This is a genomic window from Streptosporangium sp. NPDC050284 (genome assembly GCF_044459525.1).
GTDB lineage: Bacteria > Actinomycetota > Actinomycetes > Streptosporangiales > Streptosporangiaceae > Streptosporangium.
In genome coordinates this window covers 908,384-935,069 of the sequence record NZ_JBITIZ010000001.1, presented here as the reverse complement: position 1 = coordinate 935,069, position 26,686 = coordinate 908,384, and the positions used below count along the sequence as shown (strand labels likewise).

General features: G+C 70.7%; 17 protein-coding genes and 1 riboswitch. Of the genes, 9 read left to right on the top strand and 8 right to left on the bottom strand.

Going from position 1 to position 26,686, the window contains the following annotated elements:
* Positions 1-238 precede the first annotated feature (238 nt).
* Positions 239-6,103 (top strand): pullulanase-type alpha-1,6-glucosidase, encoded by a 5,865-nt coding sequence (gene pulA, locus ACIBH4_RS03990; RefSeq protein WP_362765600.1) that lies wholly within the window; start codon positions 239-241, stop codon positions 6,101-6,103.
* A gap of 129 nt (positions 6,104-6,232) precedes the next feature.
* The gene (locus ACIBH4_RS03985; RefSeq protein WP_362765596.1) at positions 6,233-7,957 is read left to right on the top strand and encodes a carbohydrate-binding module family 20 domain-containing protein; all 1,725 of its coding nucleotides are present in this window, start codon (positions 6,233-6,235) and stop codon (positions 7,955-7,957) included.
* Between the two features lie 161 nt (positions 7,958-8,118).
* Here the strand turns inward: ACIBH4_RS03985 and ACIBH4_RS03980 are convergent, their stop codons facing one another.
* The 3 genes from ACIBH4_RS03980 to ACIBH4_RS03970 form a co-directional block, all read right to left on the bottom strand.
* Positions 8,119-10,581 carry a serine/threonine-protein kinase gene (locus tag ACIBH4_RS03980; protein ID WP_362765593.1) on the bottom strand — a complete coding sequence of 821 codons (2,463 nt, stop codon included), beginning with the start codon at positions 10,579-10,581 and terminating at the stop codon, positions 8,119-8,121.
* Between the two features lie 135 nt (positions 10,582-10,716).
* Positions 10,717-11,367, bottom strand: a complete 651-nt coding sequence (locus ACIBH4_RS03975; protein ID WP_362505770.1) for a response regulator transcription factor — start codon at positions 11,365-11,367, stop codon at positions 10,717-10,719.
* Positions 11,364-12,473 (bottom strand): histidine kinase, encoded by a 1,110-nt coding sequence (locus tag ACIBH4_RS03970; RefSeq protein ID WP_362505767.1) that lies wholly within the window; start codon positions 12,471-12,473, stop codon positions 11,364-11,366. The genes ACIBH4_RS03975 and ACIBH4_RS03970 overlap by 4 nt, the downstream gene beginning before the upstream one ends.
* 111 nt (positions 12,474-12,584) lie before the next feature.
* Between ACIBH4_RS03970 and ACIBH4_RS03965 the strand changes: the two genes are divergently transcribed.
* Both ACIBH4_RS03965 and ACIBH4_RS03960 read left to right on the top strand, forming a co-directional pair.
* Positions 12,585-13,568: an ABC transporter ATP-binding protein gene (locus ACIBH4_RS03965; protein ID WP_362765590.1), complete on the top strand. Its 984-nt coding sequence runs from the start codon at positions 12,585-12,587 to the stop codon at positions 13,566-13,568.
* Positions 13,565-14,329, top strand: coding sequence for an ABC transporter permease (locus tag ACIBH4_RS03960; RefSeq protein ID WP_362765587.1), 765 nt, complete (start codon positions 13,565-13,567; stop codon positions 14,327-14,329). Before ACIBH4_RS03965 ends, ACIBH4_RS03960 begins: the two co-directional genes overlap by 4 nt.
* A 138-nt stretch (positions 14,330-14,467) precedes the next feature.
* Here ACIBH4_RS03960 and ACIBH4_RS03955 read toward each other — a convergent pair whose 3' ends face one another.
* The 3 genes from ACIBH4_RS03955 to ACIBH4_RS03945 form a co-directional block, all read right to left on the bottom strand.
* Positions 14,468-15,265, bottom strand: a complete 798-nt coding sequence (locus tag ACIBH4_RS03955; RefSeq protein WP_362505760.1) for a metalloregulator ArsR/SmtB family transcription factor — start codon at positions 15,263-15,265, stop codon at positions 14,468-14,470.
* A gap of 162 nt (positions 15,266-15,427) precedes the next feature.
* A complete protein-coding gene (locus ACIBH4_RS03950; protein ID WP_362505757.1) occupies positions 15,428-16,144 on the bottom strand; it encodes an MgtC/SapB family protein in 717 nt (238 codons plus the stop codon).
* Between the two features lie 48 nt (positions 16,145-16,192).
* Entirely contained in the window at positions 16,193-16,465 is a 273-nt protein-coding gene (locus ACIBH4_RS03945; protein ID WP_362505754.1) for a hypothetical protein, read from the bottom strand.
* Between the two features lie 271 nt (positions 16,466-16,736).
* On the opposite strand from ACIBH4_RS03945, the gene ACIBH4_RS03940 reads away from it, so the two are divergent.
* The 4 genes from ACIBH4_RS03940 (at position 16,737) to ACIBH4_RS03925 (ending at position 22,452) form a co-directional block, all read left to right on the top strand.
* A complete protein-coding gene (locus ACIBH4_RS03940) occupies positions 16,737-17,699 on the top strand; it encodes an alpha/beta hydrolase family protein (protein ID WP_362505751.1) in 963 nt (320 codons plus the stop codon).
* 170 nt (positions 17,700-17,869) lie between these two features.
* Positions 17,870-19,927: an N-acetylneuraminate synthase family protein gene (locus tag ACIBH4_RS03935; RefSeq protein ID WP_362765584.1), complete on the top strand. Its 2,058-nt coding sequence runs from the start codon at positions 17,870-17,872 to the stop codon at positions 19,925-19,927.
* 276 nt (positions 19,928-20,203) lie between these two features.
* Entirely contained in the window at positions 20,204-21,130 is a 927-nt protein-coding gene (locus ACIBH4_RS03930) for a glycosyltransferase family 2 protein (protein ID WP_362505745.1), read from the top strand.
* Positions 21,130-22,452 (top strand): polysialyltransferase family glycosyltransferase, encoded by a 1,323-nt coding sequence (locus ACIBH4_RS03925; RefSeq protein ID WP_362765581.1) that lies wholly within the window; start codon positions 21,130-21,132, stop codon positions 22,450-22,452. The genes ACIBH4_RS03930 and ACIBH4_RS03925 overlap by 1 nt, the downstream gene beginning before the upstream one ends.
* An 89-nt stretch (positions 22,453-22,541) precedes the next feature.
* Here ACIBH4_RS03925 and ACIBH4_RS03920 read toward each other — a convergent pair whose 3' ends face one another.
* Both ACIBH4_RS03920 and ACIBH4_RS03915 read right to left on the bottom strand, forming a co-directional pair.
* Complete coding sequence (locus tag ACIBH4_RS03920) at positions 22,542-23,750, bottom strand: DUF6716 putative glycosyltransferase (protein WP_362505739.1); 1,209 nt, start codon at positions 23,748-23,750, stop codon at positions 22,542-22,544.
* A 91-nt stretch (positions 23,751-23,841) separates the two neighbouring features.
* On the bottom strand, positions 23,842-24,882 hold the full coding sequence (locus ACIBH4_RS03915) for a hypothetical protein (RefSeq protein ID WP_362505736.1): 1,041 nt from the start codon (positions 24,880-24,882) through the stop codon (positions 23,842-23,844).
* A gap of 698 nt (positions 24,883-25,580) precedes the next feature.
* Positions 25,581-25,719, top strand: a riboswitch (cyclic di-AMP (ydaO/yuaA leader).
* 18 nt (positions 25,720-25,737) lie between these two features.
* On the opposite strand from ACIBH4_RS03915, the gene ACIBH4_RS03910 reads away from it, so the two are divergent.
* Positions 25,738-26,433: a CHAP domain-containing protein gene (locus tag ACIBH4_RS03910; protein WP_362505733.1), complete on the top strand. Its 696-nt coding sequence runs from the start codon at positions 25,738-25,740 to the stop codon at positions 26,431-26,433.
* Positions 26,434-26,686 lie beyond the last annotated feature (253 nt).

The window sequence follows — 26,686 nt, the reverse complement described above, 5'->3', positions numbered from 1 at the left end:
TACAAAGCCACCCCAATTCCAAGGAGTCGGACCATCCTCCGACGGGATTGCAAGTGGCTATATCAACCACTTAAGGGCAATAAATCCCTTTTCATGCGTTTTGGCCCCTCGACCAAACCTCTTCCGGACGTCCGCGAATTGCCGGGATTCAGAAATTTGCCGCAAGGGATTGCACAGATCACCACTAGTGAGTAACTTCCGGGCAATACCCTCGAAACAACTCCCGTGGAGGCCCCCCGTGGTCTGGCCGCTCCCCCCACGGCGCGCGAGAACGACCCTTCTGACGGGCGCCGCGCTCGCGGCAGCCCTGATCGCCACCCCTCTCGTCGCCACCCCGCCCTCCGCCGCCGCGTCCACCTCCCCCGCGTCCGCGCCCCGCACCGCACCGGTCTCCGCAGCGCCGTCCACGGTGCCCTCCGGCGATCCCGTGGTGTCCGCGCTCAGCCGCACCGCCGAGCCCTCCGACAGGGACCTCGCCCGCGACGCGCTCCGCACCGACCTGAGCCGCGAGCGCTTCTACTTCGCGATGACCGACCGGTTCGCCAACGGCGACACCCGCAACGACCGGGGCGGTCTGTCCGGCGACCGGCTCACCACGGGCTTCGACCCCACGCACAAGGGCTTCTACCAGGGCGGCGACCTCAAGGGCCTGCTCGGCAGGCTCGACTACGTCAAGAACCTGGGCAGCACCGCGATCTGGATCACCCCGGCGTTCGTGAACCGTCCCGTGCAGGGCTCCGGCGCCGACGTCTCGGCCGGCTACCACGGCTACTGGATCACCGACTTCACCAGGATCGACCCGCACCTCGGGACCAACTCCCAGATGAAGGAGCTGGTGCGCGAGGCACACCGGCGCGGGATGAAGGTCTTCTTCGACATCATCACCAACCACACGGCCGACGTGGTCGACTACGCGGAGAAGACCTACTCGTATCGCGCCAAGGGCGCCTACCCCTACGTCGACACCCGCGGCACACCGTTCGACGACCGCGATCACGCGGGCAAGGACACCTTCCCCAAGGTGGACACCGGATCTTTCCCGTACACGCCGGTCGCGCCGAAGAACGTCAAGACCCCGGCCTGGCTGAACGACCCGACGATGTACCACAACCGGGGCGACTCCACCTTCAGCGGCGGCGAGAACGACGAGTACGGCGACTTCTTCGGCCTCGACGACCTGTGGACCGAGCGCCCGGAGGTCGTCAAAGGGATGATCGACATCTACAGGACGTGGGTGCGCGACACCGGCCTCGACGGCTTCCGCATCGACACCGCCAAGCACGTGAACATGGAGTTCTGGGAGAGGTTCTCCCCCGCTCTGCGCGGCTACGCGGCCCAGCGGGGCAACAAGCGGTTCTTCATGTTCGGCGAGGTCTACTCGGGCGAGCCCTCCTTCACCAGCCGCTACTCCACCCGGGGCGGCATGAACGCCACCCTGGACTTCCCGTTCCAGGAGGCCGCCCGCTCCTTCAGCGGCGGCACGGCGGACGCGTCCAGGCTGGCACGGCTGTACGCCGAAGACGACTACCACACCGACGCCGACGGTAACGCCTCGTCGCTGCCGACCTTCCTCGGCAACCACGACATGGGCCGCATCGGCCGCTTCGTCTCCCAGGACAACCCCGGCGCCCCCGACTCCGAGCTGCTGCGCAGGTCGCTGCTCGCCCACGAGCTGATGTATCTCACCCGCGGCCAGCCCGTTGTCTACTACGGCGACGAGCAGGGTTTCACCGGCAAGGGCGGCGACCAGGACGCCCGCGCGTCCATGTTCGCCTCCAGGACGGAGAGCTACCTGAGCGACGACCTGATCGGCACCGACTCCACCCACGCCAGGGACAACTTCGTCCCCTCCCACCCGCTCTACCGGGGGATCTCCGCCCTGGCCTCGCTGCGCGACGCCCACCCGGCCCTCGCCGACGGCGCCCAGATCGAGCGGCTCGTCTCCGGCGGCGTCTACGCCTTCTCCAGGATCGACGCCGCGCGGCAGGTCGAGTATCTGGTGGCGGTCAACAACGATGAGCGGCCCGCGACCGTGAGCGCGCCCACCTTCTCGGCGAGCGCGGCCTTCACCAGGGTGTACGGCGAGGGTGCCGCCACGCTCACCACCGGCGCGGACACGAAGCTGGCGCTCAGCGTCCCCGCCCTGTCGGCGGTGGTCTACAAGGCGCCCGCCAAGCTCGCCGCCCCGGCCTCGGCCCCCGCCGTCTCGGTCGCCCTGCCGGGGGCGGAGATCAGGGGCACCGCACAGGACGGCCGGATCCCGGTCGTCGCGATCGTGCCCGGCACCGGCTTCGACCAGGTCACCTTCGCCGCCCAAGTGGGCGAGGGCCCCTGGCGGGCGATCGGCACCGACGACGCGCCGAACACCACCCCCTCGGGCCGTGCGTTCCGGGTCTTCCACGACCTGCGCGGCATCGCGGCGGGCACACCGATCTCGTACAAGGCCGTGGTGAAGGACTCCGCGGGCCGGTTCGCCTCGGCGAGCGCGGCGGCGACCGTCGGCGCCGAACCCGCCCCCGAGGAGCCGGGCGCGGTGAAACGCGACTGGCTCGTCGTGCACTACCAGCGGGAGAACGCCGGCGACTACGACGGCTGGGGCCTGCACGTCTGGGGTGACGTGGAGAACCCGACGGAGTGGGCGACCCCGCTCCCGCTGACCGGCGAGGACGCCTACGGCCGCTTCGCCTGGATCAGGCTCAAGCCGGGTGCCACCAGCGTCGGGATCATCGCCCACAGGGGCGACGAGAAGGACGGCGGCGACCGGATCGTGAACCCCGCCAGGAACGGCGAGGTCTGGCTGGCGAAGGGGAAGGTGGAGACATACCCGTCCCGCGCGGCGGCCCAGGGGTACGCGACCGTCCACTACAACCGCCCCGACGGCGACTACGAGGGCTGGGGGCTGCACCTGTGGGGCGACGGGCTCGCCGACGGGGTGCCCACCGACTGGGCCGCGCCGCGCCCGCCCGACGGCACGGACTCCTACGGCGCGTTCTGGAAGGTACCGCTGAAGGACGCCTCCACCCCGGCGAACTTCATCGTGCACAGGGGCGACACCAAGGACCCCGGGCCCGACCAGTCGTTCACCCCCGCCCTGCGGCCCGACGCCTACGTCGCCTCGGGCGTGGCGAAGGTCCACCAGAGCCGGGCCGCGGCCGAGAACGTCGCGATCCTGCATTACCACCGGCCCGACGGGAACTACGACGGCTGGGGACTTCACCTGTGGGGTGACGTGGCGACTCCCACCGAGTGGGGCGCGCCGCTGCTGCCCGCGGGCGAGGACGGGTTCGGCGTTCACTTCCGCGTCCCTTTGACCGAGGGGGCCAAGACCGTGAACTACATCGTCCACAAGGGTGACAACAAGGACCTGCCCGACAACCAGTCGCTGGACCTGACGGCGACCGGCCACGAGGTGTGGCGGGTCGCCGCCACCGAGGGCCACCTGCTGCCCCAGCCCTCGGCGCGCGGCGCCGACGCCGACCTGTCGAAGTCGTCGGCGCACTGGATCGACCGCGCCACCGTCGCCTGGAAGATCGACCCCTCCACCGCCGGCCGCTACTCCCTCGCCTTCTCCGCCAAGGGCGGCATCGCCTACTCGGGTGGCGACCTCACCGGTGAGGTCAGGCTGATTCGCCTCGCGCCCGGTGCGCTGACCGAGGCGCAGAAGGCGAAGTGGCCGCACCTGGCGGGGCACGCCGCGTTCACCGTCGACCCGCGCGACGCCGACCTGGTGAGGGAGGCCACCCGCGGCCAGGTCGTGGCCGTCGAGCGCGACGCCTCCGGCGCCCTGCTCGCCGCCACCGGCGTGCAGCTGCCCGGTGTGCTCGACGACCTGTACGCCAAGGCGGCGACCGCCGGCCTCGGCCCCTCGTGGAGCGGCGGCAGGCCCGGCCTGTCGGTCTGGGCCCCCACCGCGGTCAAGGTCGAGCTCGCGCTCTACCGCGACTCCTCGGGCGGCAAACGCACCGTCCACCCCATGCGCCGCGACGACGGCACCGGCGTCTGGTCGGTGCGGGGAGAGCGGGACTGGAAGGACCGCTACTACACCTTCCTGGTGACGGTCTACGCACCCGGCGAGGGCACGGCGGGGAAGGTCGTCGTCAACGAGGTGACCGACCCCTACAGCCTGTCGCTGTCGGCGGGCTCGGGCCGCAGCCAGCTCGCCGACCTGTCCGACGGCGCCCTGCGACCCGACGGCTGGACCTCCCTGGCCAAGCCCAGGGCCGTCCCCCAGGAGAAAGCGTCGATCTACGAGCTGCACGTGCGCGACTTCTCCGCCTCCGACACGACCGTCCCCGCGGCGAGGCGCGGCACGTACGCCGCGTTCACCGGCGACTCGGCGGGGATGAGGGAGCTGCGCGGGCTGGCCGAGGACGGGCTCACCCACGTGCACCTACTGCCCGTCTTCGACATGGCGACCGTCCCCGACAGGAAGGCCGACCGGACGGAACCGGCCTGCGACCTGGCCTCGATGCCCCCCGACTCCGAGGAGCAGCAGGCCTGCGTCGCCGGAACAGCGGCGAAGGACTCGTTCAACTGGGGTTACGACCCGCTGCACTACACCGTGCCCGAGGGCTCCTACGCCTCCGAACCGGACGGGTCGTCGCGGATCAGGGAGTTCCGCGGCATGGTCGGCGGGCTGAACAGGGCCGGGCTGCGGGTGGTGATGGACGTGGTCTACAACCACACCCACGCCTCGGGCCAGGACACCTCCTCGGTGCTCGACCGCATCGTGCCGGGCTACTACCACCGGCTGCTCGACGACGGCACGGTGGCCACCTCCACCTGCTGCGCCAACACCGCGCCCGAGCACGCCATGATGGGCAGGCTCGTCGTCGACTCCGTCGTCACCTGGGCCCGCGAGTACAAGGTGGACGGCTTCAGGTTCGACCTGATGGGCCACCACCCCAAGGCGAACCTGGTAGCGGTCCGCGCGGCGCTGGACAGGCTCACCGTCGCCCGCGACGGCGTCGACGGAAAGTCGATCATCCTGTACGGGGAGGGCTGGAACTTCGGCGAGGTCGCCGACGACGCCCGTTTCGAACAGGCCACCCAGGCGAACATGGCCGGCACCGGCATCGGCACCTTCAACGACCGGCTGCGCGACGCGGTGCGCGGCGGCGGCCCGTTCGACGCCGACCCCCGCGTGCAGGGCTTCGGCTCGGGGCTGGCCGGGGCGCCCAACGACTCACCGGCCAACGGCGACGAGGCGCAGCGGCGGGCCCGGCTGCTGAACTACCAGGATCTGATCAAGGTCGGGCTCGCCGGCAACCTCCGCGACTACACATTCACCGCCACCGACGGCAGGCGGGTCAAGGGCTCGGAGGTGAGCTACAACGGCTCCCCCGCCGGGTACACCGCCTCACCGGGCGAGGTCGTCACCTATGTCGACGCCCACGACAACGAGACGTTGTTCGACGCGCTGGCGTACAAGCTGCCACCGGCGACCGCGATGGCCGACCGGGTGCGCATGCAGTCGCTCTCCCTGGCCACGGCCGTCCTCGGGCAGGGCACCTCGTTCATGCACGCGGGCAGCGAGCGGCTCCGTTCCAAGTCACTCGACCGCAACTCCTACGACTCCGGCGACTGGTTCAACCGGCTGCTGTGGGACTGCTCGGCGGGCAACGGTTTCGGCGCCGGGCTTCCCCCGAAGCCCGACAACGAGGACAAGTGGCAGTACGCCAGGCCGCTGCTGGGCGACCCGGCGCTGAAGCCGGACTGCGCGGCGATCGGCGCCGCCCGCGCCCGCTACGGCGAGCTGCTGAGGATCCGCTCCTCCTCGCCGGTCTTCGGCCTCGCCACCCTGGCCGAGGTGCAAAGGCGCCTCACCTTCCCGACCGGCGGCACCTCGGAGACCCCGGGTGTCGTGACCATGCACCTGGACGCCACGGGGATCGACCCGCGCTGGAAGTCGGTCACCGTCGTCTTCAACGCGACCCCCGAGGCCCGGCCGCAGACCGTCGCCGCGCTGAAGGGCACCCAGGTGACGCTCCATCCCGTCCAGACGGCCGGCGACGACGCCGTCGTGAAGCAGTCGACGTTCGACACCGCCACGGGCACGCTCACGGTCCCCGCTCGCACGGTCGCCGTCTTCGTCCAATCCTGACAAACAGCACAGAACTCCCCTCGGGGGGTTCGCGCACAGCCCCGCAGAGCCCGTAAAAGCCGCCGGGCCGGGTGTTGCAGCACCCGGCCCGGCCAGGGAACCCGTCCATCGATCCTGGAGGCCCCACCCGTGAAACCCTACAGAGTCGTCCTCGCCACGGCGTTGAGCGCCCTGGTGAGCGCCGCCGTGCTGGTGCCCGGCGCGCTCCCCGCCCAGGCGGCGCCGCCCACCCCCGGTCCGATCGTCAAGCTGTGGAACTGGAACTGGAACTCCGTCGCCAGGGAGTGCACCGACGTCCTCGGCCCCGCCGGGTACGCCGCCGTGCAGGTCTCCCCGCCGAACGACTCGATGTCCAAGGGCGGGTCGGTCTGGTGGGACATCTACCAGCCCGCCCGCTACACCCTCACCAGCAAGTTCGGCGACGAGAACGCGTTCAAGAACATGATCAACACCTGCCACGCGGCGGGCGTCAAGGTCCACACCGACGCCGTCATCAACCACATGACCGGCCAGGGCAGCACCAGCTACGGCGGCTACACCTTCGGCAAGTACAACTACCCCGGCCTCTACTCCGCCGCCGACTTCCACTCCCCCACCTGCACGATCAACGGCTCCGACTACGTCAGCGACGGCTGGCGGGTGCAGAACTGCGAACTGGTCGGCCTGGCCGACCTCAACACCGGCTCCGAGTACGTCCGCAACCAGATCGCCGGCTACCTCAACAGGCTCACCTCCCTCGGCGTGGACGGCTTCCGCGTCGACGCCGCCAAGCACATCAACCCCGGCGACCTGGCCGCGATCAAGGGCAAGCTGACCGGCTCGCCGTACATCCACCAGGAGGTCATCCAGGGCGACGGCGAGGCGATCAGCCCGAGCCAGTACACCGGGATCGGCGACGTGCACGAGTTCGTGTACGGGCGCAAGCTCAAGGAGCAGTTCGGCGGCGGCCAGATCAAGAACCTGCAGTCCTTCGGGCAGAGCTGGGGCCTGTCGGTGCCCGGCGACAAGGCCGTGGTCTTCATCGACAACCACGACACCGAACGCAACGGCTCGACCATGAACTACAAGTACGGCGACGCCTACCGGCTGGCCAACGTCTTCATGCTCGCCTGGCCGTACGGCACGCCGAGGGTCTACTCCGGGTTCACCTGGAGCGACGGCGAGGCCGGCCCGCCCTCGGCGGGCGGCGGCTTCGCCGTCGACGCCGACTGCGGCAACGGCCGGTGGACCTGCTTCCACCGCCAGATGAACGGCATGGTCGGCTTCAACCGCGCCGTCCAGGGCACCACGGTCGGCAACTGGTACGACAACGGCAACAACGTGATCGCCTTCAGCCGGGGCGCGAAGGGCTGGGTCGCGATCAACAACGAGGGCGGGAGCGTCACCCGCGCCTTCTCCACCGGCCTGCCCGCCGGGACCTACGCCAACGTCGCCGGAGGCGGCTCGGTCACCGTCGGATCCAACGGCACGGCCTCGGTCACCGTCCCCGCGAGGGGCGCGGTCGCGATCCACACCGGCGCCTCGGGCCCCGGCCCCAGCCCGACGCCGACGGTCACCCCCGGCCAGGTCGCCACCTCGTTCAACGCGACCGTGACCACGAACTGGGGCCAGAACGTCTTCGTCGTCGGCAACGTCGCCGCGTTGGGCTCCTGGAACCCGGCGAACGCCGTCGCCCTGTCGTCTGCCGCGTACCCGGTCTGGAGAGCCACGGTGAACCTGCCGCCCGGCACGACGGTCCAGTACAAGTACGTCAAGAAGAACCCCGACGGCTCGGTGACCTGGGAGAGCGACCCCGACCGCTCCTTCACCACCTCCTCCGGCGGCACCGCCACCCGCACCGACTCCTGGCGCTGACCTCTCTCCCCCCGGCACCGGCCCCGGCCGGTGCCGGCTCAGCGCCGGAACTACGGGCGCGCCCGCTCCACCAAAACGGCGAACCCGTCGAGATGGCGCGAGGCCGTACTCGAACAACCCGTCCACGTCCGGCACATTCTCCCCGGTGACCTGGAGACCGGTCAGCCCAGGCGCCAGACGCGGACGGTGTCGTCGCCGCCCCCGGTGACCGCGACGGGGCGCCCGTCGAGCTCGGCCACCGCGGCGGCGAACACGTTGTGGTCGTGGGCCTTGAACAGCCGTCCCGCCCGCTTCCCGGTGTCGAGGTCGTGGACCTGCGCGGTGGAGTCGTTGCTGCCGGAGACGACGACGGTGAGCGACCCCACCCGGCCGACCGCGAGGGAGTAGATCCACCCGCTGTGGCTCCGGATGGGCGGGCGTGCCTCACCGGCGCCGGCGGCGTCGTCGATGTGGATGTCCTGCGCGCCGCCGGCGGACAACACCACGAGCCTGCCGTCCAGCTCGGCCGTGGTGACGGCGGTGACCTGGGCCCGCTGGGTGAGGATCGTCTCGCCGGACCCCGAACGAAGCGGCCAGCGGCGCACCGTGCCGTCGCCGCCGCCGGTGAACACGACGGGCTCGCCGTCGAGGGTGGCCGTGGCGAGGCCGAACACGGCGCCCTCGGAGGCGCGACGGGCCTTGCCGATCGCGGCGCCCGTCCTCAGGTCCCACACGCGCAGGCTTCCGTCGCGGCCTCCGGTCACCACGACGGGCTCGCCGTCGAGGGTGGCGAGGGCGAGGGAGAAGACGGGCACGGCGGCGTCGAAGGGCTTGCCGACCGGCTTGCGGGTGGCGAGGTCCCAGCGGCGTACGGTGCCGTCGTCGCCGCCCGACACCGCGATCGTCCTGCCGTCCAGCTCGGTGACCGCGACGGAGCGCACCCAGTTGGTGTGCCCGGTGAGGGTGGCCAGCGGCTTGCGGGTCGCGAGATCCCACAGGCGGACGGTGCGGTCGTTGGCACCGGAGACGATCACGGACCTGCCGCCGACCTGGGCGATCGCCACCGACTGCAGGTCGTCGCGATGGCCGCGCAGCGGGCCGCCGACCGGTGCGCTCTTCCAGTTCCCGGTGACCGAGGTGGGGGTGGCGGCGGGGGACGGCGATCCACTGGGAGAGGGTGAAGCGCTGGGAGACGGTGAGGCGCTGGGAGACGGTGAGGCGCTGGGCTGAGTGGACTCGCCGGGTGAGGGGGAACCGCCGGTGACCGACGGGGAGCCGGTCATCGCGACGGGAGTGGGGTCCGCGCCCTCCTCCCCGGTCCCGGCCAGCAGTGGCGGGAGCACGAAGACTCCCGCGGAGACCGCGACGGCGCAGACGGCGACGGCGGCCCCGATCCGCCACGGACGCGATCGTCCTGACCCGCCCGGCGCGGCCGTGCCGACGGCCCCTTCCCACGGGCCACCGGGAGAGGTGGAGACCCCGTGGCCCTCCTGGTGCCACTGTCCAGGCTCGGTGCTCGAACCCGTCGGTGACCACCCGGCGGACGGCGGCCGCGGAGGTACCGCGCCCGGCTCGAACGGCGACGACGGCTGGGACGGCGACCGCTGGTGATCGGCCTCCCACCCGGATGACGGTTGCGGTTGCGGTTGCGACGAAGGCGACCGGTCATGGAGCGGTGACTGCGGAGACGGCGGCTGTGAAGACTGTGGCTGAGAAGACTCTGGCTGCGAAGAGGGCGTGGGCTGCTCGGTCTGCGACGGCCACTGGGACGACGAGGACTGGACCCGAGCCGATTGACCGGTCTGCGGCGATTCCGAGGGCGGCATGGCGGCGCCGGCCGAAGGCTGGCGGATCAGCCGGAACAGCAGGTCGGAGGCGACCGGCCGATCGGCGGGCTCCTTGGCCAGGCAGGCGCGCAGCAACGGGCGCAACCCCTCGGGCACCCCCGACAGGTCGGGCTCGGTGGTGAGGATGCGGTGAAGCACCGCAGGGATGGTGTCCCGGCCGAACGCGGGGCTGCCGGTGGCCGCGAACACCATCGTCACGGCCCAGCTGAACACGTCCGAGGGGACGGCGGCGGGCTGGCCGTGGATCTGCTCGGGCGACATGTACGTCGGGGTCCCGACGGCACCGCTGGTCTGGGCGAGCCCGGCGTCGAGTTCCTTGGAGATGCCGAAGTCGATCACGCGCGGGCCGTCGAAGCCGAGGAGCACGTTGGCCGGTTTGAAGTCGCGGTGCGCGATCCCCGCCTGGTGGATGGCGACGAGCGCGGTGGCCGTGCTGATCGCGATGCGCTGCAGGGCGGCGCCGTCGCGCGGCCCCTCCCTCTCGACGGCCTGCTGCAGCGAAGGCCCGTCGATGAACTCGCTCACCACGTAGAGGTGGTCGCCGCTCTCCCCCGCGTCGAGCACTCGGGCGGTGCAGAACTCGGCGATCTGCCGGGCGACGGCGATCTCCCGCTCGAAGCGCGTCCTCGCGACCTGGTCGGCGGCGAACCTGGGGTGCAGCACCTTGACCGCGACACGCTCGCCGGCCGGATCACGGCCGAGGTAGACCGTTCCCTGTCCGCCCTCGCCGAGCCTCGCCTCGATCACGTACGGCCCGAAGGCGGTGGGGTCGCCGGATCTGAGCTCCGTACCGGCCATCGTGCTCCTCCCCGCCGCGAGCCCGCCCGAGTGGTCCGGCGGCCACGCCCTGCCGCACGCGCCGGGTTCCGGGCAGTCTGGTCCCGGAAAAGAGCATGCCAGTATCAGCAAATTTGACCAAATGCCTGCCGGCTATCAGTCGAGAAGGTTGGCGTGCAGGGCGCGCAGCACCGCGTTGGTCCGGTCGCGCGCCCCGAGTTTGAGCAGCATGGTCGAGACGTGGTTCTTCACCGTGCCCTCGGCCAGGAAGAGAGCCTGGGCGATCTCGCGGTTGCTGTAGCCCTCCGCGACGAGCCGCAGCACCTCCACCTCTCGTTCGGTGAGCCGCTGGATCGCGGGCAGGTCGTCGTCATCCGCCGGTCGGCGGCGGTGCACCGCGCGCAGCAGCCGGTCGGTGATCGACGGCGAGATCAGCGTCCCTCCGTCGGCCAGGACGCGGATGGCCCGGGTCAGCCGTTCGAGCGTCACGTCCTTCAGCAGGTAGCCGCACGCCCCCGCCCGCATCGCGTCCAGTACCAGGGTGTCGTTGTCGAACGTGGTCAGCACGAGCACCGGCGGTGAGCCGTCCGCACGCTCCCGCAACGCCCTGAGCACCCAGATGCCGTCGTGGCGGGGCATGCGCAGGTCGAGCAGGACGACGTCGGGGGCGTGCTCCTCGATCGCCGCCAGCGCGGCCATGCCGTCGTCGGCCTCCCCCACCACCTCGATGTCGTCGGTCAGGCCGAGCAGGCTGCGGATGCCCTGCCGAACCAGGGTCTGGTCGTCGACCACGATCACCCTGATCATCGCGCGGGCACCGTGGCGGTGACACGGAAACCGTCGCTGCCGTCGAGCCGCACGTCTCCGCCGATCGCCTCGATCCGCTCGCTCAGGCCGCGCAGCCCGTTGCCCGGCCGCAACTCGGGGCTGCCGCGCCCGTCGTCGACGGAGGTGAACCTCACGTCCCGCTCCGGTGTGCTCTCGATCCGGATGCGCAACGAGGTCGCGTCCGCGTGCCGGATGGTGTTGGTGACGATCTCCTGGACGACACGGATGAGCGCCAGGGTCACCTCCTCGGTGGGGCACACGTCGTCGTCGATCCACACGCCGATGTCGAGGCCGGGAATGTCGCGTACCACGGCGGCGAGGGCCTCACGCAGATCGGGCGCGTCGGTGCGCAGCTGTCCGACGGTCGCGCGCACGTCGCGAAGCAGGTCCCGCGCCACCCGGTCGGCACGCTCGATGTGCACGCGCGCGCCCGGCCCTTCGCGGTGCCGGGCGACCTCCAGCTCCAGGGTGAGCGCGGTGAGCTGGTGCCCCATCAGGTCGTGCAGCTCCCTGGCGATGCGCAGGCGTTCGTGAGCGCGTGCGGTGTCGGCCAGAATCACACTCGCCGCCCGCAGATCCAGATGCGCCTCGCCCAGCTCGCGGCGCATCCGCTGCTCCCTGATGGTCACCAGCACGCTCAGCAGCGTCGCGATCTGGATCAGCAGGTACAGCAGCGCGCTGAGGGCGATCTCGGCGAAGGTGGAACCGGTGAGGCCCACGGTCACGGCGATCACGACGACGTTGAGCACGATCACCACCGGGCCCACCCACGGCGGCGCGACGTACGCGCTCAGGGCGGCGGTGAAGACCAGCAGGATCGGCAGCCACCCGGCGCCGGGCGCCGTCAGGATCGTGAGCCATCCCAGCACGACGGCCGCGCCGTAACAGACCCACGCCTGCCTCGGCCGGCATTCCTCCCAGAGGGCGGCGATCAGCGCGGTGACCAGCAACGCCACGAAGAGCGCCCCCCACACCGGCCGGGGCACCTGCGTCTCGGCCACGCCGAGCAATATCGGGGTGCCCACCGCGAGGCACACCAGCAGTGCCGCCAGCCCCGCCCACACGTCCGGCTCGATTCGCCGCATGCCGTTCACCCTACTTGCGCTCGCGTCCCCGCTGAGGTGCCGAAAGTCATGGGTACCGATACTGACCATCGGCACAGGCGCCGACGGCTCGCCCTTCCTAACGTCGACGGCATGCATGCGACAACGTCATCTCCCGCCGTCGAAGCGAACGGCCTGCACAAGCGCTACCGCTCCAAGGTCGCCGTCGAGGAGGTCAGCCTTTCTGTCGCCACCGGCGAGATCTTCGGCATCCTGGGACGCAACGGAGCCGGTAAGACGACCACCGTCGAGCTGATCGCCGGGCTCAGACGACCCGACCGCGGCACCGTCCGCGTGCTCGGCCTGGACACCCGGCGAGACCGGGCCCGGCTGCGCCAGGTCCTCGGGGTCCAGCTGCAGGAGGCCGTCCTGCACTCCGCGCTCACGGTCACCGAGCTGGTCCACCTGTACGGGACCTTCTACCGCGACCCGCTACCGTCCGACGACCTGATCGAGTCGGTCGGCCTGACCACCTCCCGGCGCACCCGCTTCGAGAAACTCTCCGGCGGCCAGCAGCAGCGACTGTCGATCGCGCTCGCCCTCGTCGGACGGCCCCGGGTGGTGATCCTCGACGAGCTCACCACCGGCCTCGACCCCGAGGCGCGCCGTCAGATGTGGTCGACCCTTGAGCGGTTGCGCGAGTCCGGCGTGACCGTCCTGCTCGTCAGCCACACCATGGAGGAGGTCGAACGACTGTGCGACCGGGTCGCGCTGCTCGACGAGGGCCGGGTCGTCGCCCTCGACTCGCCCTCGGGGCTCGTGCGAAGGGCCGGGTTCGTCCAGCGGGTCACCTTCCGCGCGATCACCCCTGTGCCGAGCGGGCTGCTCGAAGGACTCGACGGGGTCGACCGGGTGCATGCCGAAGGCGACCGCGTCGTCGTCGAGGGCCGCGGTGAGCTGCTCCAGGCCGTCAGCGTCGCGCTCGTGCACGCGGGCGTCGCGGCGGCCGAGACGCGCAGCGAGCAGGCCGGCCTCGACGACGCCTTCCTCGCGCTGACCGGACACCGGCTCGACAACACCGTGCTCGACACCAAGCTCGACACCGTGCTCGACACGAGGGAGGAGACGGTCCGATGACGGACATCACCGTCCACCGCCCGGGCCCGCGGGCCTGGGCGGCACTGCTGATCTGCGAGCTCAAGATGGTCGTCCGCGACACCGCCGGGCTGATCGTGCCGATCGGCCTGCCCATGCTCATCCTGGTGATGAACGCCTCGTCCGCCGGCCGGGAGGCGATCGCGCACGGTCGCACGGCGTTCGACGTCTACGTGCTGCCGCTGGTGTTCACGATGGTCGTGGCCACGACCGGCATCGTCAACATGCCGAGCTTCCTGGCCTACTACCGTCGCAGCGGCATCCTGCGACGCCTGGGGGTGACGCCCGCCTCGCCCGCGCTGGTCCTCGTCGCCCAGGCGGCCGCCGGCGTCCTGCAGATGGCCCTCGGTATCGCGGCCGCCTGGATCCTCGCCCTGCTGGCGTTCGGCGCCCACCCCCCGGTGCGCGTCGGCGCGGCGCTCGTTGTGCTGGCGTTGACGGTGGCCGCCATGTACGCCCTGGGTCTGACCGTCGCAGCGCTCTCGCCCACCCCGAACTCCTCCGTCGCGATCGGCCTGGTCGTCTTCTTCGTGCTGGGCGCCACCGGCGGCATGTTCGGCGGGCGCGGCAACCTCCCGGAGGTGATCGCGACGATCGGGCAGTGGCTGCCGTTCGGCGCCGGGAGCCAGGCCCTGTCTGCCGCCTGGATCGGCGCGCCCATCGAGGCCTCCAACCTGATCGGCCTCGCCGCCGCCATCGTGCTCGGCAGCGGCGTCGCGGCCGTGTTCTTTCGCTGGGAGTAACCCGCCGTACGTCCCACGGGGGACCGGCACTCGGGCACGGCCCGATGGGACGGTCCGCGAGCCGGCCCCCGTCAGGCTCGCGGCCTTCCCGGCAAATCGGGGCAGGCCACCGGACATCCGCGGAGGCCGCTCCGGCCCTTAGCCGAGCGGCAGCGTCTCGCCCGATTCCAGCAAGGTCTTCAGGTTCGACAGGATCTCGGGCCAGCCCTCGCTGACGCCCTTGATCATCTCGCTGCCCGCGACGAGTCCCTCATGGGTCACGATCAGCTTGACCGTGGCCCCACCGGCGGGTTCGATCTCGAAGGTGATCTTCGAGATCGGCTCCTTCCTGAGCTCGGCGAGCTTCTCGTCGCTCCATCCGAACATGTCGGCCACCTCCTGCTCGTAGTTGTGCCAGGTGTACGACAGGCGCTTGCCGGGGTCGGCCTCGAGCACCCGCTGGCCCCAGTCGTTGTACTCGCCGTCCGCGGTGACCTTCCACTCGACCGGGGCGCCCGGCGTCCAGTCGGAGCGCGGGCCCCCACCACCGAAGTAGCGGGTGATGAAGGCCGTGCTGGTCAGGGCCTCCCACAGCCGCTCCGGCGTGGTCCTGATGTAACTGATGTAGACGAAGCTGGTCTCGGACACGTCCGTACCCTCCAGGGCTCGTTTCAGGTCGGCGAGCGCACGCGCCCGCTCGCGGTCGTAGCGGCCGATCCACCGGTCGGCGATCTCGTTGATGGGCGCGGCGTTGAGGTAGTGGAGCTTCTCCCTGCCGCGTCTGACCGTCTCCACCAGGTGGGCCGCCTCCAGGACGGACAGGTGCTTGGTCACGGCCTGCCGGGTCATGTCCAGCCCCGCGCACAGCTCGCGCAGGGTCTGGCCGTTGTGCCGGTTGAGACTGTCGAGCAGCCTCCGGCGACTGGCGTCGGCGAGTGCTTTGAATACCGCGTCCATGCTGTCTCACAGAGTTAGGCAACCATTCGGATGCATGTCGGAATATAGGCAACCTTTTAGTTGCCTGTCAATGCGGACCCTTGCGCCTTCACGATCTCCCGTAGGGCGACGAGCGCGGCGGTCGCGACCACACCGGGGACCCCGAAGGCGCACGACCGCGGTTCAGGACGCCGCCGCGTCGGTGTCCCGGCTCACCACGGCGAGCACCCCGTCGATCTCGGAGAGCGCCGTGGTCAGCTCCGTTGTCGACCCGACGCCGTGCACGGTGAGCCAGAGCGAGACGACGGCCGGGCTCTGGCCCTCGCTGCGCCGGTCGACCGAGAGTTCGTCCACACCGAACCCCCGGTTCGTGCATTCGGCCAGTGCCGACCGCAGCACGCCCCGGCCGCCGAGGTAGGTCAGCCGGAACCGCGAGGGTGCGTACTTGGACCCGGGAAGCCGGTCGGCCAGCGGCGTGAGGACCAACACCGTCACGAGGTATCCGGCGGTCACGATGACCGCCAGCAGCCACAGCCCGGCCCCCGCCGCCATCCCCACCCCGGCGGTGAGCCAGACCGCCGCGGCGGTGGTGAGGCCCCGGACCGCGTCACCGCGGACGAATATCAGGCCCGCGCCGATGAAGCCGATACCGGACACGATCTGGGCGGCCACCCGGGACGGATCGACCGTGACGTTATCCCCCAGAACATCAGAGAAGCCGTACTTCGACACCAGCATGATCAGAGCGGCTGCGAAGCCGACCAGGGTGTGAGTACGCAGGCCCGCGCTCTTCTGGCGGGCCTCCCGCTCAAGGCCGATCAGGGCCGAGAGCACGAAGGCGAGGAGCAACATTCCCACCTGTGCCCAGCCCTGTCCCGCGAGTTCGCCGAGAGGCGCCATCACCGTCACCCCGGTCTCGTGTCCCGGCGGGGGCGTCCGCGTTCCCGGCTACGCCGCCTCCGCGGCCTCCCCCGCCTGCCGCAACATCGGGAACCGCCGCTGTTCCGACAGGTAGTGGCCGAACCCCACGACGAGCGCGACGGGCCATTCGATGACCCCCAGCGCCCCCAGAGCGCCCAGCACCCCGTAGAAGACCAGCCGGTCCGGCGGCGGCAGGGTCAACGTCCCGATCACCGGCACGGTGATGTGCGGCGGCAACTGCTCCCCCTTCGCCCTGCCACGCGCCCTGCCGTTCGAAGCGGTGGTGGTTGTCCTCGCCATGGCAGCCTCCACAAATCACGACATATCCCGCCAATCCCCTGCCTCACACGAGCCGTAACGCCGTTTGACCAGGACTTTGCCCCTCCGACCGGCTCTCGGACCACCGGCTCGCGAAGCCCCACGCGTCGCCGGAATCGATACGAACGGATGATCCGGATCAGCCGAGCCACATCGACCATGAGCTCCAGCGCCTCCGCGAGAGGACACCGCTTCGGGCCCGGTACGGCAAGTAGGCTTCACGCGATCAGCGGGAGGCGGCAGGATTGGCGGCGTGAACCGCACCGCTGTACGTCTGGGAGTGCTCCTGCTGGCCGCCGTCGCGGTCGGGGCGGTGCTGCTCGCACTGCTGCCACCGTCCTCGACAGGCACGTACGGCAAAGAGGACACCCGAGCCTCCGCCGTCGCGGTGAAGAAGGTGGGCGAGCGCGACCACGAGCTCACCGTCACCTCCGCCGCGCTCGGCCGCGAGGGCAGGGTGAGGGTCCTGCTGCCCGAGGGGTGGGCGCCGGGCTCGGGTCCGTGGCCGGTGCTGTATCTGCTGAACGGCTGCTGCCAGTCCGGCTACGACACCTGGATCACCAAGGGCGGCGCCGCGGAGCTCACCTCCGGCTACCGCGCACTCGTGGTCGTCCCCGAGGGAGGCACCGTCGGCTTCTACTCCGACTGGCGCGAGGGCCCCGGCTGGGAGACCTTCCACCTCACCGAGGTACGGACCATCCTGGAGCGCGACTACGGCGCCGGAGACCGGCGGGCGGTGGCGGGGCTGTCCATGGGCGGGTTCGGGGCGATGTCGTACGCGGCCCGCCACCCCGGCATGTTCCAGGCCGCGGCCTCCTTCTCCGGGGTGCTGCACACCCGCGACGGCAACGGCGGCGTCGACTGGCTGCTCGGGCAGTACGACGAGAAATCCGTGAAGCTCTGGGGTCCCCCTCGGGATCCGGAGTGGGCCGCCCACAACCCGGCCGACCTCACCGGCGCGCTGCGCGGGGTACGGCTCTTCGTCTCCAGTGGCGACGGCGCCCCTGGCCCGCTGGACGACGTCTCCGAGGCGCGCGACGAGGGCGAGGCCTCCCTGTTCCTCCAGGCCGTGACCTTCGTCGAGCGGGCCAAGGCGAACGGCGTCGATGTGGCGGTCGACTTCTACGGCCCCGGTACCCACTCCTGGCCCTACTGGCGCCGCGGCCTCGAACGCTCGCTTCCCATGCTCATGAGCTCCATCGGCGCGGCGGCCTGAGAATCCACGCGGCGGCCTCCGCTCCCGGCTGGGTCTCCCGGCGGCGCGGAAAGTTAAGACTGGCGACTTTGGACGTTCAGCTCAGACACCCCTTTCCGGTCCATCCCCGTGGCTAGGTTCCTATGACACCCCAGCTCAGGGGCGTTCGCCGTATGTCATGAGGAGCCACCTTGCGAGTCCTGGCCGTTGTCCCCGCCCGTGGAGGTTCGGTGGGGGTCCCCCTGAAGAACCTGGCCGCGGTAGGCGGCACTCCCCTGGTCGCCCGTGCGGTACGAGCCTGCGTGCGCGCCGAGTTGGTCGACGAGGTCGTGGTCAGCACCGATCACGAGGGAATCGCCGAAGTCGCCCGCGCCGCGGGCGCGACCGTGATCGACAGGCCGGGAGAACTGAGCGGCTCGACCGCCTCCAGCGAGTCCGCTGTGCTCCACGCGCTCGACCACGTCCCCGACGTCCCCGACGTGGTCATCCTGGTGCAGTGCACCAGCGCGTTCATCGACCCCGCCGACCTGGACGGCGCGATCGCCAAGGTCCTGGACGGCAGCGCCGACGTGGTGTTCTCCGGGCTGGAGACCCACGAGTTCCTCTGGGACGCCGCCGGCGCGGGTGTGAACCACGACCCGTCCTACCGCCCCCGCCGCCAGGATCGCGAGCCGCACTTCCGCGAGACCGGCGCGTTCTACGTGATGCGCACCGAGGGCCTGCGCGAACACGGCCACCGCTTCTTCGGTTCCGTCGCCGTGCAGCAGGTGCCCTCGCGCCACGCCATCGAGATCGACACCCCCGAGGACCTGGAGATCGTACGGGCGCTCGCCCCCTTCGTCGACGAGCCCGAGCCGATCGACGTGGACGCGGTGATCACCGACTTCGACGGCGTGCACACCGACGACCGCGCCTACGTCGACCAGGACGGCCGCGAGATGGTCACGGTGAGCCGCTCCGACGGCATGGGCATCTCGCTGCTGCGCCGCTCGGGCGTCAAGCTGATGATCATGTCCACCGAGCACAACCCGGTGGTCGCGGCCCGTGCCCGCAAGCTGGGCGTGCCCGTGCTGCAGGGCCTCACCGACAAGCGGACCGTGCTGCGCGACTGGCTCGCCATCGAGGGGATCGACCCGGCCCGCGTCGCGTACGTCGGCAACGACGTCAACGACCTGGGCCCGATGAGCGACGTCGGCTGGCCCGTCACGGTCCCCGACGCCCACCCCAAGGTCCGCGCCGCCGCCAGGACCGTGCTGACCAGGCCAGGAGGCGCCGGGGCCGTACGGGAGCTGTGTGACCGCGTCCTCGCGGCCCGCCCGGTGGACGAGGTCGCCGTCGCCCCCGCGCCGCGCGCCGAGCTGCGGCTCACCCCGACCGCCAGGCCCGTCCAGATCGGCGACGCGCTGGTCGGCACCGGGCAGCCGGTCTACGTGATCGGCGAGATCGGCATCAACCACAACGGCGACCTGGACATCGCGCGCAGGCTCATCGACGTGGCGGCCGAGGCGGGCTGCCAGGCGGTCAAGTTCCAGAAGCGCACGCCGGAGATCTGCGTGCCGCTTGAGCAGCGCGACCAGATCCGGCAGACGCCCTGGGGCGAGATGACCTACATGGAGTACAAGATCAGGACCGAGTTCGGCCTGGACGAGTACACCCAGATCGCCAAGTACTGCCAGGAGCGCGGGCTGCACTGGTTCGCCTCGCCGTGGGACGTGCCGTCGGTGGAGTTCCTGGAGTCCATGAACGTGGTCACCCACAAGGTCGCCTCGGCGAGCGTGACCGACCTGGAACTGCTCCGCGCGCTCGCCGCGACCGGCAAGCCGATCATCCTGTCCACCGGCATGTCCACGCTGGAGGAGATCGACCGGGCGGTGGAGATCATCGGCACCTCCAAGCTGGTCCTGATGCACGCCACCTCCACCTACCCCCTGCCTCCCGAGGAGGCCAACCTCCGCACGATCATCACCCTCCAGGAGCGGTACGGCGTGCCGGTCGGCTACTCGGGCCACGAGCGCGGCCTGCAGATCTCGCTCGCGGCGGTGACCCTGGGCGCGGTGACCGTGGAACGGCACATCACGCTCGACCGCACCATGTGGGGCTCCGACCACGCCGCCTCCCTGGAACCGGCCGGGCTGGAGCACCTGGTCCGCGACATCCGGATCATCGAGACCGCCCTGGGCGACGGCGTCAAGCGCGTCTTCCCCGGCGAGGAGGCTCCCAAGTCGCGGCTGCGGCGAGTCAAGGTGTAAATGGCGCTGCTACATGGCGACGCTAACGCGTCGCGGTGAGGCCGCTCTTACCCGACTCCTGTTTGTTTGCGACGCTAACGCGTCGCGGTGAGGCCGCTCTTACCCGACTCCTTCCCTCGTCGAGGAAGATCGCTCGTTCCTCGCGACCTCCCTCTCCTCGGTCCAGTCGTCGGCGCGGCCTCACGGGGAGTCCCGTCAGGGGGGAGGTGAGGGGGGTCCGTTGGGAGGGAGTGAGGGGGTTGTTGGGGTGGTTGAGGTGGGGATGGGAGGGTTAAGTTGATCAAGTTGTCGGTGGTGGTTCCGGTGCGGGACGCGGAGGGCTACATCGGTGACGCGCTGACCTCGCTGACCAGGAACGCGCGCAGGGACTTCGAGTTCATCGTGGTGGACGACGGCTCCGCGGACGCGACCGGGCAGATCATCGAGGACTTCCGCGACGACCTGCCGGGGCTGGTCGTGCTGCGCAACGAGGCGCCGGCCGGGCTGGCCGACGCACGCAACCTCGGGGTCTCGCTGGCCTCCGGCCGCTATCTGACCTTCATGGACGGCGACGACTGGCTCGCGCCCGGATACCTGGAGAGCCTGGTCGGGGCGATCGAGCGGCTCGGCTGCGACTTCGTCCGGGTCGACCACGTCCAGGTGGAGGGCAGGAAACGGACGGTCCACCGGGCGCCGCTCGCCACCCGGGAGGTGGTGGTGAAGCCGCGCGACCACATCCTGCCCGCCGGGTCGAAGACCATGGTCGACTACCCGTACGCGTGGGCGGGGATCTACCGCCGCGACCTCGGCGAGCTGCTGACCTTCCCAGGGCACCTGCACACCGCCGAGGACAGGCCGTGGATCTGGCGGCTGCACCGTGAGGCGGCTTCTTTCGCGGTGGTGTCGCTGGCCGGGCTGTTCTACCGGCGGATGGTGGCGGGCTCGCTGACCCAGATCGGCGACGCGAGGCAGCTGCACTTCTTCGACGCCTTCGACCTGGTCTTCGCGGGCCTGGAGGAGGAGTTCACCCCCAAGGCGGCGCGGATGTTCCTCGCGCTTCTCGCCCACCACCTGGAGACGGGCGAGCGGTTCTCCCCCGAGCTGCGCGCCCGCTTCGAGGAGCGTGGCGCCGCGGCCCTGAGGCGCCTCCCCTCGGATCTGCTCGCCGAGATCCGCCTGGATCCAGAACGTGACCAGGTCCTGCGCAGACTCCTGGAGGGCTGATGACGCAGCTGTTCTACGCCTCGACCCTGTTCGGCGCGATGACACTGGCGGCGGCGATCGACGACGGCCGCTTCGGTCCCCGCGAAGGGCGCCGGATCCTGCTGGTGTCCAACAACGCGGCCATCCCGGAGATCACCCCGCCCCTGGACGAGGCGGCCGGTTTTGCCGCGCTGCGCCCGCACTTCGACGAACTCCACTCGTGGAACGAGATCATCGCCCCGCTGCACCCCTCGGACTGGAGGGCTCGCGTCATCGAGGTGCCGATGCTGAGCCGCATGGTCGCCTCGCGTCTGTCCCTGGATGACGGTCCCGCCGAGCTGATCCTGGAGTCCGTCGCGGTCCCCCCGGCCAGGACCCTGGGAGGGCTGGTCAGGGACTGTCCGATCACGGTCTACTCCGACGGCCTGATGAGCTACGGCCCGACCCGCGACCCGCTGCCGTTGGAGATCTCCGGGCGGATCACGCGCCTGCTCCACCTCGACCTGGTACCCGGCCTCACGCCGTTGCTGCTGTCGGAGTACGGGGTTCCCGCCGAGTCCCTTCCCGGCCGGGCCTTCCTCGACGTGATCGGGAAGGTCGGCGGGGAGGCCGGGGACGCGCGTTCGGGGCGGGCGATGATTCTCGGGCAGTACCTGTCCGCCCTCGGCATCCTCACCCCCGAGGAGGAGGCGCGACTGCACGCCGACATGCTGGGCGGCCTCGTCGCCCGGGGGTTTCGCAGCGTGCTGTTCAAGCCCCACCCGGCCGCCGGGCGCAGGCACGCCCAGCGACTGCGCGAGACGGCCGCCGAGCTGGGCGTCGAGCTCGACGTGGTGGCGGAGACCGTACCCGCCGAGTCGTGCTTCGCCGCGCTGAGGCCCGAGCTCGTGGTCGGCTGCTTCTCCACCGCCCTGATCACCGCGAGCCGGTACTTCGGGCTCCCGGTGGCGACGTCGGGCGTCGAATCGGTCCTGGATCGTCTCACCCCGTACGAGAACAGCAACCGGATCCCGGCCACCATCGCCGACGCCCTGCTGCCGCGCCTGTCGGCGGACGGCTCGCTGGAGGAACCGCCGCCGGTGGATCTTCCCGCCCTGGTGAGCGCGGTCGGCTACTGCATGCGGGCCGAGGTGTATCCGGGGCTGCGCGAGAGCGCCGCCGCCTACCTGGAGGCGCACGGCCCCGCCCGCTACTTCAAACGCCGGCGCCTCGGCTCCCTGGATCTGATCACCGCTCCCCCTGCCGCCGCCCCCAGGGAGCGGAGCCCGCTGGGCAGGCTCCGCGACCGCCTGTCGAAGGCGCTCCCCCTAGAGAGCCGGTCGGGTAACCGCGCAGAGCGTTGATCGACATCGGATGCGGCCAGGCCGATCCGTTGCGACCTGTGGTTTTACCCGATGGCCGGACATCACCCGGTCCTTGTTCGACCGGCGCTCTAGATCCGGCCGAACCCCTTGAGATAGCGGCGCATCCGGCGCTTGGCGCGGTAGCCGACGCGCAGCATGTTCGGCGGCACCTCCACGCGCATGCGGGCGCGGCGGCGGGCGGCGGCGTACTCGGGACCTTCGAGCAGGGACTTCGCCGGGACGAGGCGCCCGGAGCGGGCCCTTCCGACCAGGGAGACCATCCGCGACACCCAGTCGCTCTCGCCACCGGGGTGGAAGTAGTTGACCTTGCACCAGGCGTCGTCCGGGTGCAGGAAGCGCCCGGCGGAGAGGTCGTCGAGGGTGCCGAGCAGGCCGCTGTCCTCGAAGACCAGGTTGATCATCTCGGCGCCGACCCCGAAGTCCGACAGCACCAGGAGCGGTACCTTCTGGGCGATCGCCTCCAGCGCGGCGGTCGAACTGACGGTGACGAAGCCGGCCGCGTGGGCCAGGTGCTCGTGCATGGGTCCCACCGCGAAGCGCACGGCCCCGGCGCGCACCCGGCCCTCCTCGGCGAGCGACTGCCACAGGCGCTGGTAGTGGTAGCGCTCGTTGTGGGTCTGACGCTCGGTGTCCAGGGCCCGGAGCTTGACGACGACGTCCAGGTCGGGCCGCCTTCCGGCCAGCTCGGCCAGGGCGAGCAGGACGCGTTCGCGCTCCTCCCTGCGTTTGGGCACCTTGGCCTGGGTGGCGAACACCACCCGGTCGCGCGGCCCGGTGGCGGCGATCTCCGCGTCACCGCGCAGGAACGGCAACCTGGCCAGCCCGATCTGGCCGCCCCCGCCCAGCCTGACGCCGATCTCGGAGAACTCCTCGATCTCCCGGCCGCTGTGCAGCACTAACAGGTCGCATCCGCTGCGAAACAGCCACGCCTTCTCGGTGGCGGGTACGGAGATGCCCGGCAGCCCCGAGACGAACACCGGCCGGAACCGCAGCCCGGTCAGCACGTCTGCGGTCAGCACGTCCACCACGGGTCCCGTACAGGCGACGAGCACCACGTCGGGCCTGAATCGCTCGGCGGCCCGGCGCAGCGCGCGGGCCGACAGCACCGGCGGGTCTGCCGCCGAACCGGCCACGGCGGCGTGGATCTGCGCCGGCGACGGAGTGATGGGGGTGCGGACGACCGCCAGTTCCGACTCACAGCCCGCGGGCAGGTCCCGCAGCAGGCAGGCCGCCCACTTCAGGTAGGAGTCGGAGTCGGCCACGGCCAGGACCTTCAAAGAGAACCTCCGACGGGGAATCCCCCGGTTTCGTGTGCGGGCACGGTGTGCGTAGCGCGAGCGGCGAGCCCGCCCGGCCTCGGCCGTCGGGTCATGACCCGGTGACGCCCGTGTCGTGATGGGCGAACCTCGACAGGTGGGAGCGCAGTGACGGCGCCGCCTCGGCCGTCCACCACTCGTCGGGAACGTCCACCGTCTCCACGGCGACTCCCCGGGCCGAGAGCAGGACCCGCAGGGAGGTGACCGCGGTGGACGGCAGGCTCAGCACCCGCTGCTCGGCGGCCAGGCCGCGCAGGGTCATCTCGGCGGGGATCCCGCCGTCGTAGACGGTGATTCCCGGCTGTTCCCCGACCCGGGCCAGGTCGCCGGGGTCCTCGCGGCGGTGCGGGAAGTAGGCCACCGGCTCGGCCGATCCGAGCCCGGCCAGCCAGCCGAAGTAGCGTTCGCGGTGGATCAGGCCGTTGCGGACCAGCGAGGTGCCGAGGACGACGGTGCGCTCGGCGGGACGGGGCCTTCGCAGCGGCTGGGATCGCAGCCAGGCGAAGTCGTGGGTGACCAGCTCGACTCCCCTGGCACGTACGGCCTTCGCCAGGTCGGAGGGCACCGGCAGCGCGGTGAAGATCGACAACCGCCCCGCACGGGCGGCGGCGCGCAGCCTGAGCCCGGCCGCCGTGGCGAGGACGGTCCTGAGCCCTCCCGCCTTCCCCCTCGCCCTCAGCAGGGGCGTTCCCGCTCTGCCGGTGAGCAGTTCCAGGAGCCTGATGGTGGCGAGCCCGTCGTCGACGATCACGATCCGGCCGGGGGACGCGGTGAGCCAGCGGAACTGGACCTTGCCGGAGAAGGCGTCACCCACCGCCCAGGTCTCACCCCGGCGAGGCCGGGGCATGTCCGGGCGTGCCGGGGTGAGCTCAAGCCCTCTCGGCAGGGTGAGGCGGCCGAGTTCGCGGCCTGTCACGGCCAGCGGGCGGAGTTTCGCCCGGGGGACGAGATGGCTGCGGACGCCGAGCAGCCCGGCGTGGTGGGCCTCCACCGCGCAGAGCATCTGCAGCGGGGATTCCACCCAGGCGATGGCCGAATCCTGCTCCCGCGCGTGGTCTCGACCGTCCTCCACGCCGGGCGATGACCCGTTCACGACTGGCACAACCTAACCCGGTGGCCTTAAGGAGCAGGGAACTGCGGATGAACAGCCGACCACGCGCGACTGCAGATGATCTTTCCGGCCTCCGCCTTTCCGTGGCCGCCGTCCGAGGTCGGATACGACCGGATGTCCGTCGACCAGGTCGTCGGGCGGGGAGGCGTCGGCCCCGAACTCGAACCGCAGCCCTCTGGAGGTTGGGAGGACCTCCGGGCATGGTCGCGAGCCGACGGATCCCGCGTGCGCTCTCCGGCCCTTTCATGGGAGAACCCCTACCGTCCGCATACTTTTTACTATCGAATATTTGTTCGAAAATATGGCGAGCACAAGATCTTCGATGGAGGCCTTCCTCCTCGCGCGATAGCACGCCCGGGCCGACGCTTCGCGGGCGGGCCCGGTAAGCCCGAATCGCCGTGAACACGGGGGATCCCGGACACCCTCCCCATCCCCGCGGGAAGACGCGCCCGACGTCGGAGGGACATGATCGACTTCCTTTCCCCCGCCCGGCGGCCCCCTGCCGTACCCCCTCATTTGGGACGTATTACCAAGTCAGAGCAATGTGTCCTACTTGTAATCGTCTGCCCTGTTGTCGTACGTTCGTCCTGTTCATGGCAATTGTCTAGGTCTATACAGGTCTGTGCATTGCCGTCACATTGCCCGACCGTGCTCCACCCGGCGGAACCCTCCGCCATCGGTGAGCACGGCCGCCGAATCCGCGAAGTCTGCGGAACCGGGGAACCACGTTCCTGGGGTGAATCAACGCACTCATGCGTCGTAGGGCACTTCCCAGCCCGAACCCGTCAGCTAACCCGGTAGGCGGTATGGAAGCGAAGCAAGGAGCCGAACCCCCACATGACCAAGCATCGCCTCACCTCCACCCCCCGCGCCGCCTGCGCCATCCTGGGCGCCTGCGCCGTTCTGGCGACCGGCACCACCGGCGCGGCCCTGGCCGACAGTCACAGTGTCGTGAACGCACCGCCCGCCGACACCCGCGCGCAGGGCACCAGTGCCGCGAAGACCCCCCTGCAGGTCGTGGCCGAAGGCCTCCCCAAGGTCTCGGCCGCCCAGGTCCTTGACATCGCCTCCAAGCAGATCGGCGTCCGCGAGAACTCCCGGGGCGGCGGAACCAAGTTCCACTCCTGGTACATGTCGAGCCCCCGCGCCATGGAGACCATGGCCCGCGACGGCGGCAAGAGCGTGTACGAGTACGCCAACGCCCCCTGGTGCGCGATGTTCGTCTCCTGGGTCGGCGAGACGGCCGGCATCCGCCCCACGATGGGCTGGGACGCCTACACCGTCACCCACGCCAAGTGGTTCAAGAACAACGGACACTGGGGCACCACCCCCACCCCCGGCGCCGTCGTCTACTTCGACTGGGCCGGCGGCAAGAGCATCGAGGGCATCGACCACGTCGGTTTCGTGAAGAAGGACAACGGGAACGGCACGATCACCACGATCGAGGGTAACACCGGCAACGGTGTCGTCGAGGAGCGTGTCAGGCCCGTCTCCCAGATCGTCGGTTACGGCTACCCGGTCTACTCGGACTGACTCCCAGCCGACCCCTGGCCGCCGCCCGGCCCCCTCGCCGGTGAACGCGTGCGGCCCTCACGCTTCCAGGGGCACCGCTCGAACGAGCGGTGCCCCTGACGGCGTTCCATCTTGCCCCCTCCGCTCTTCCCGCGAGCCCCGCGCGACCACGAAATGCCCCAACTGGTATGCCCGTGAGGTGGGAGCGCTCCCAATCACCCTTGTGGGAGGTATGTACATTTTTCATACCAAAAGTCCCACCTAAAGCGACCGG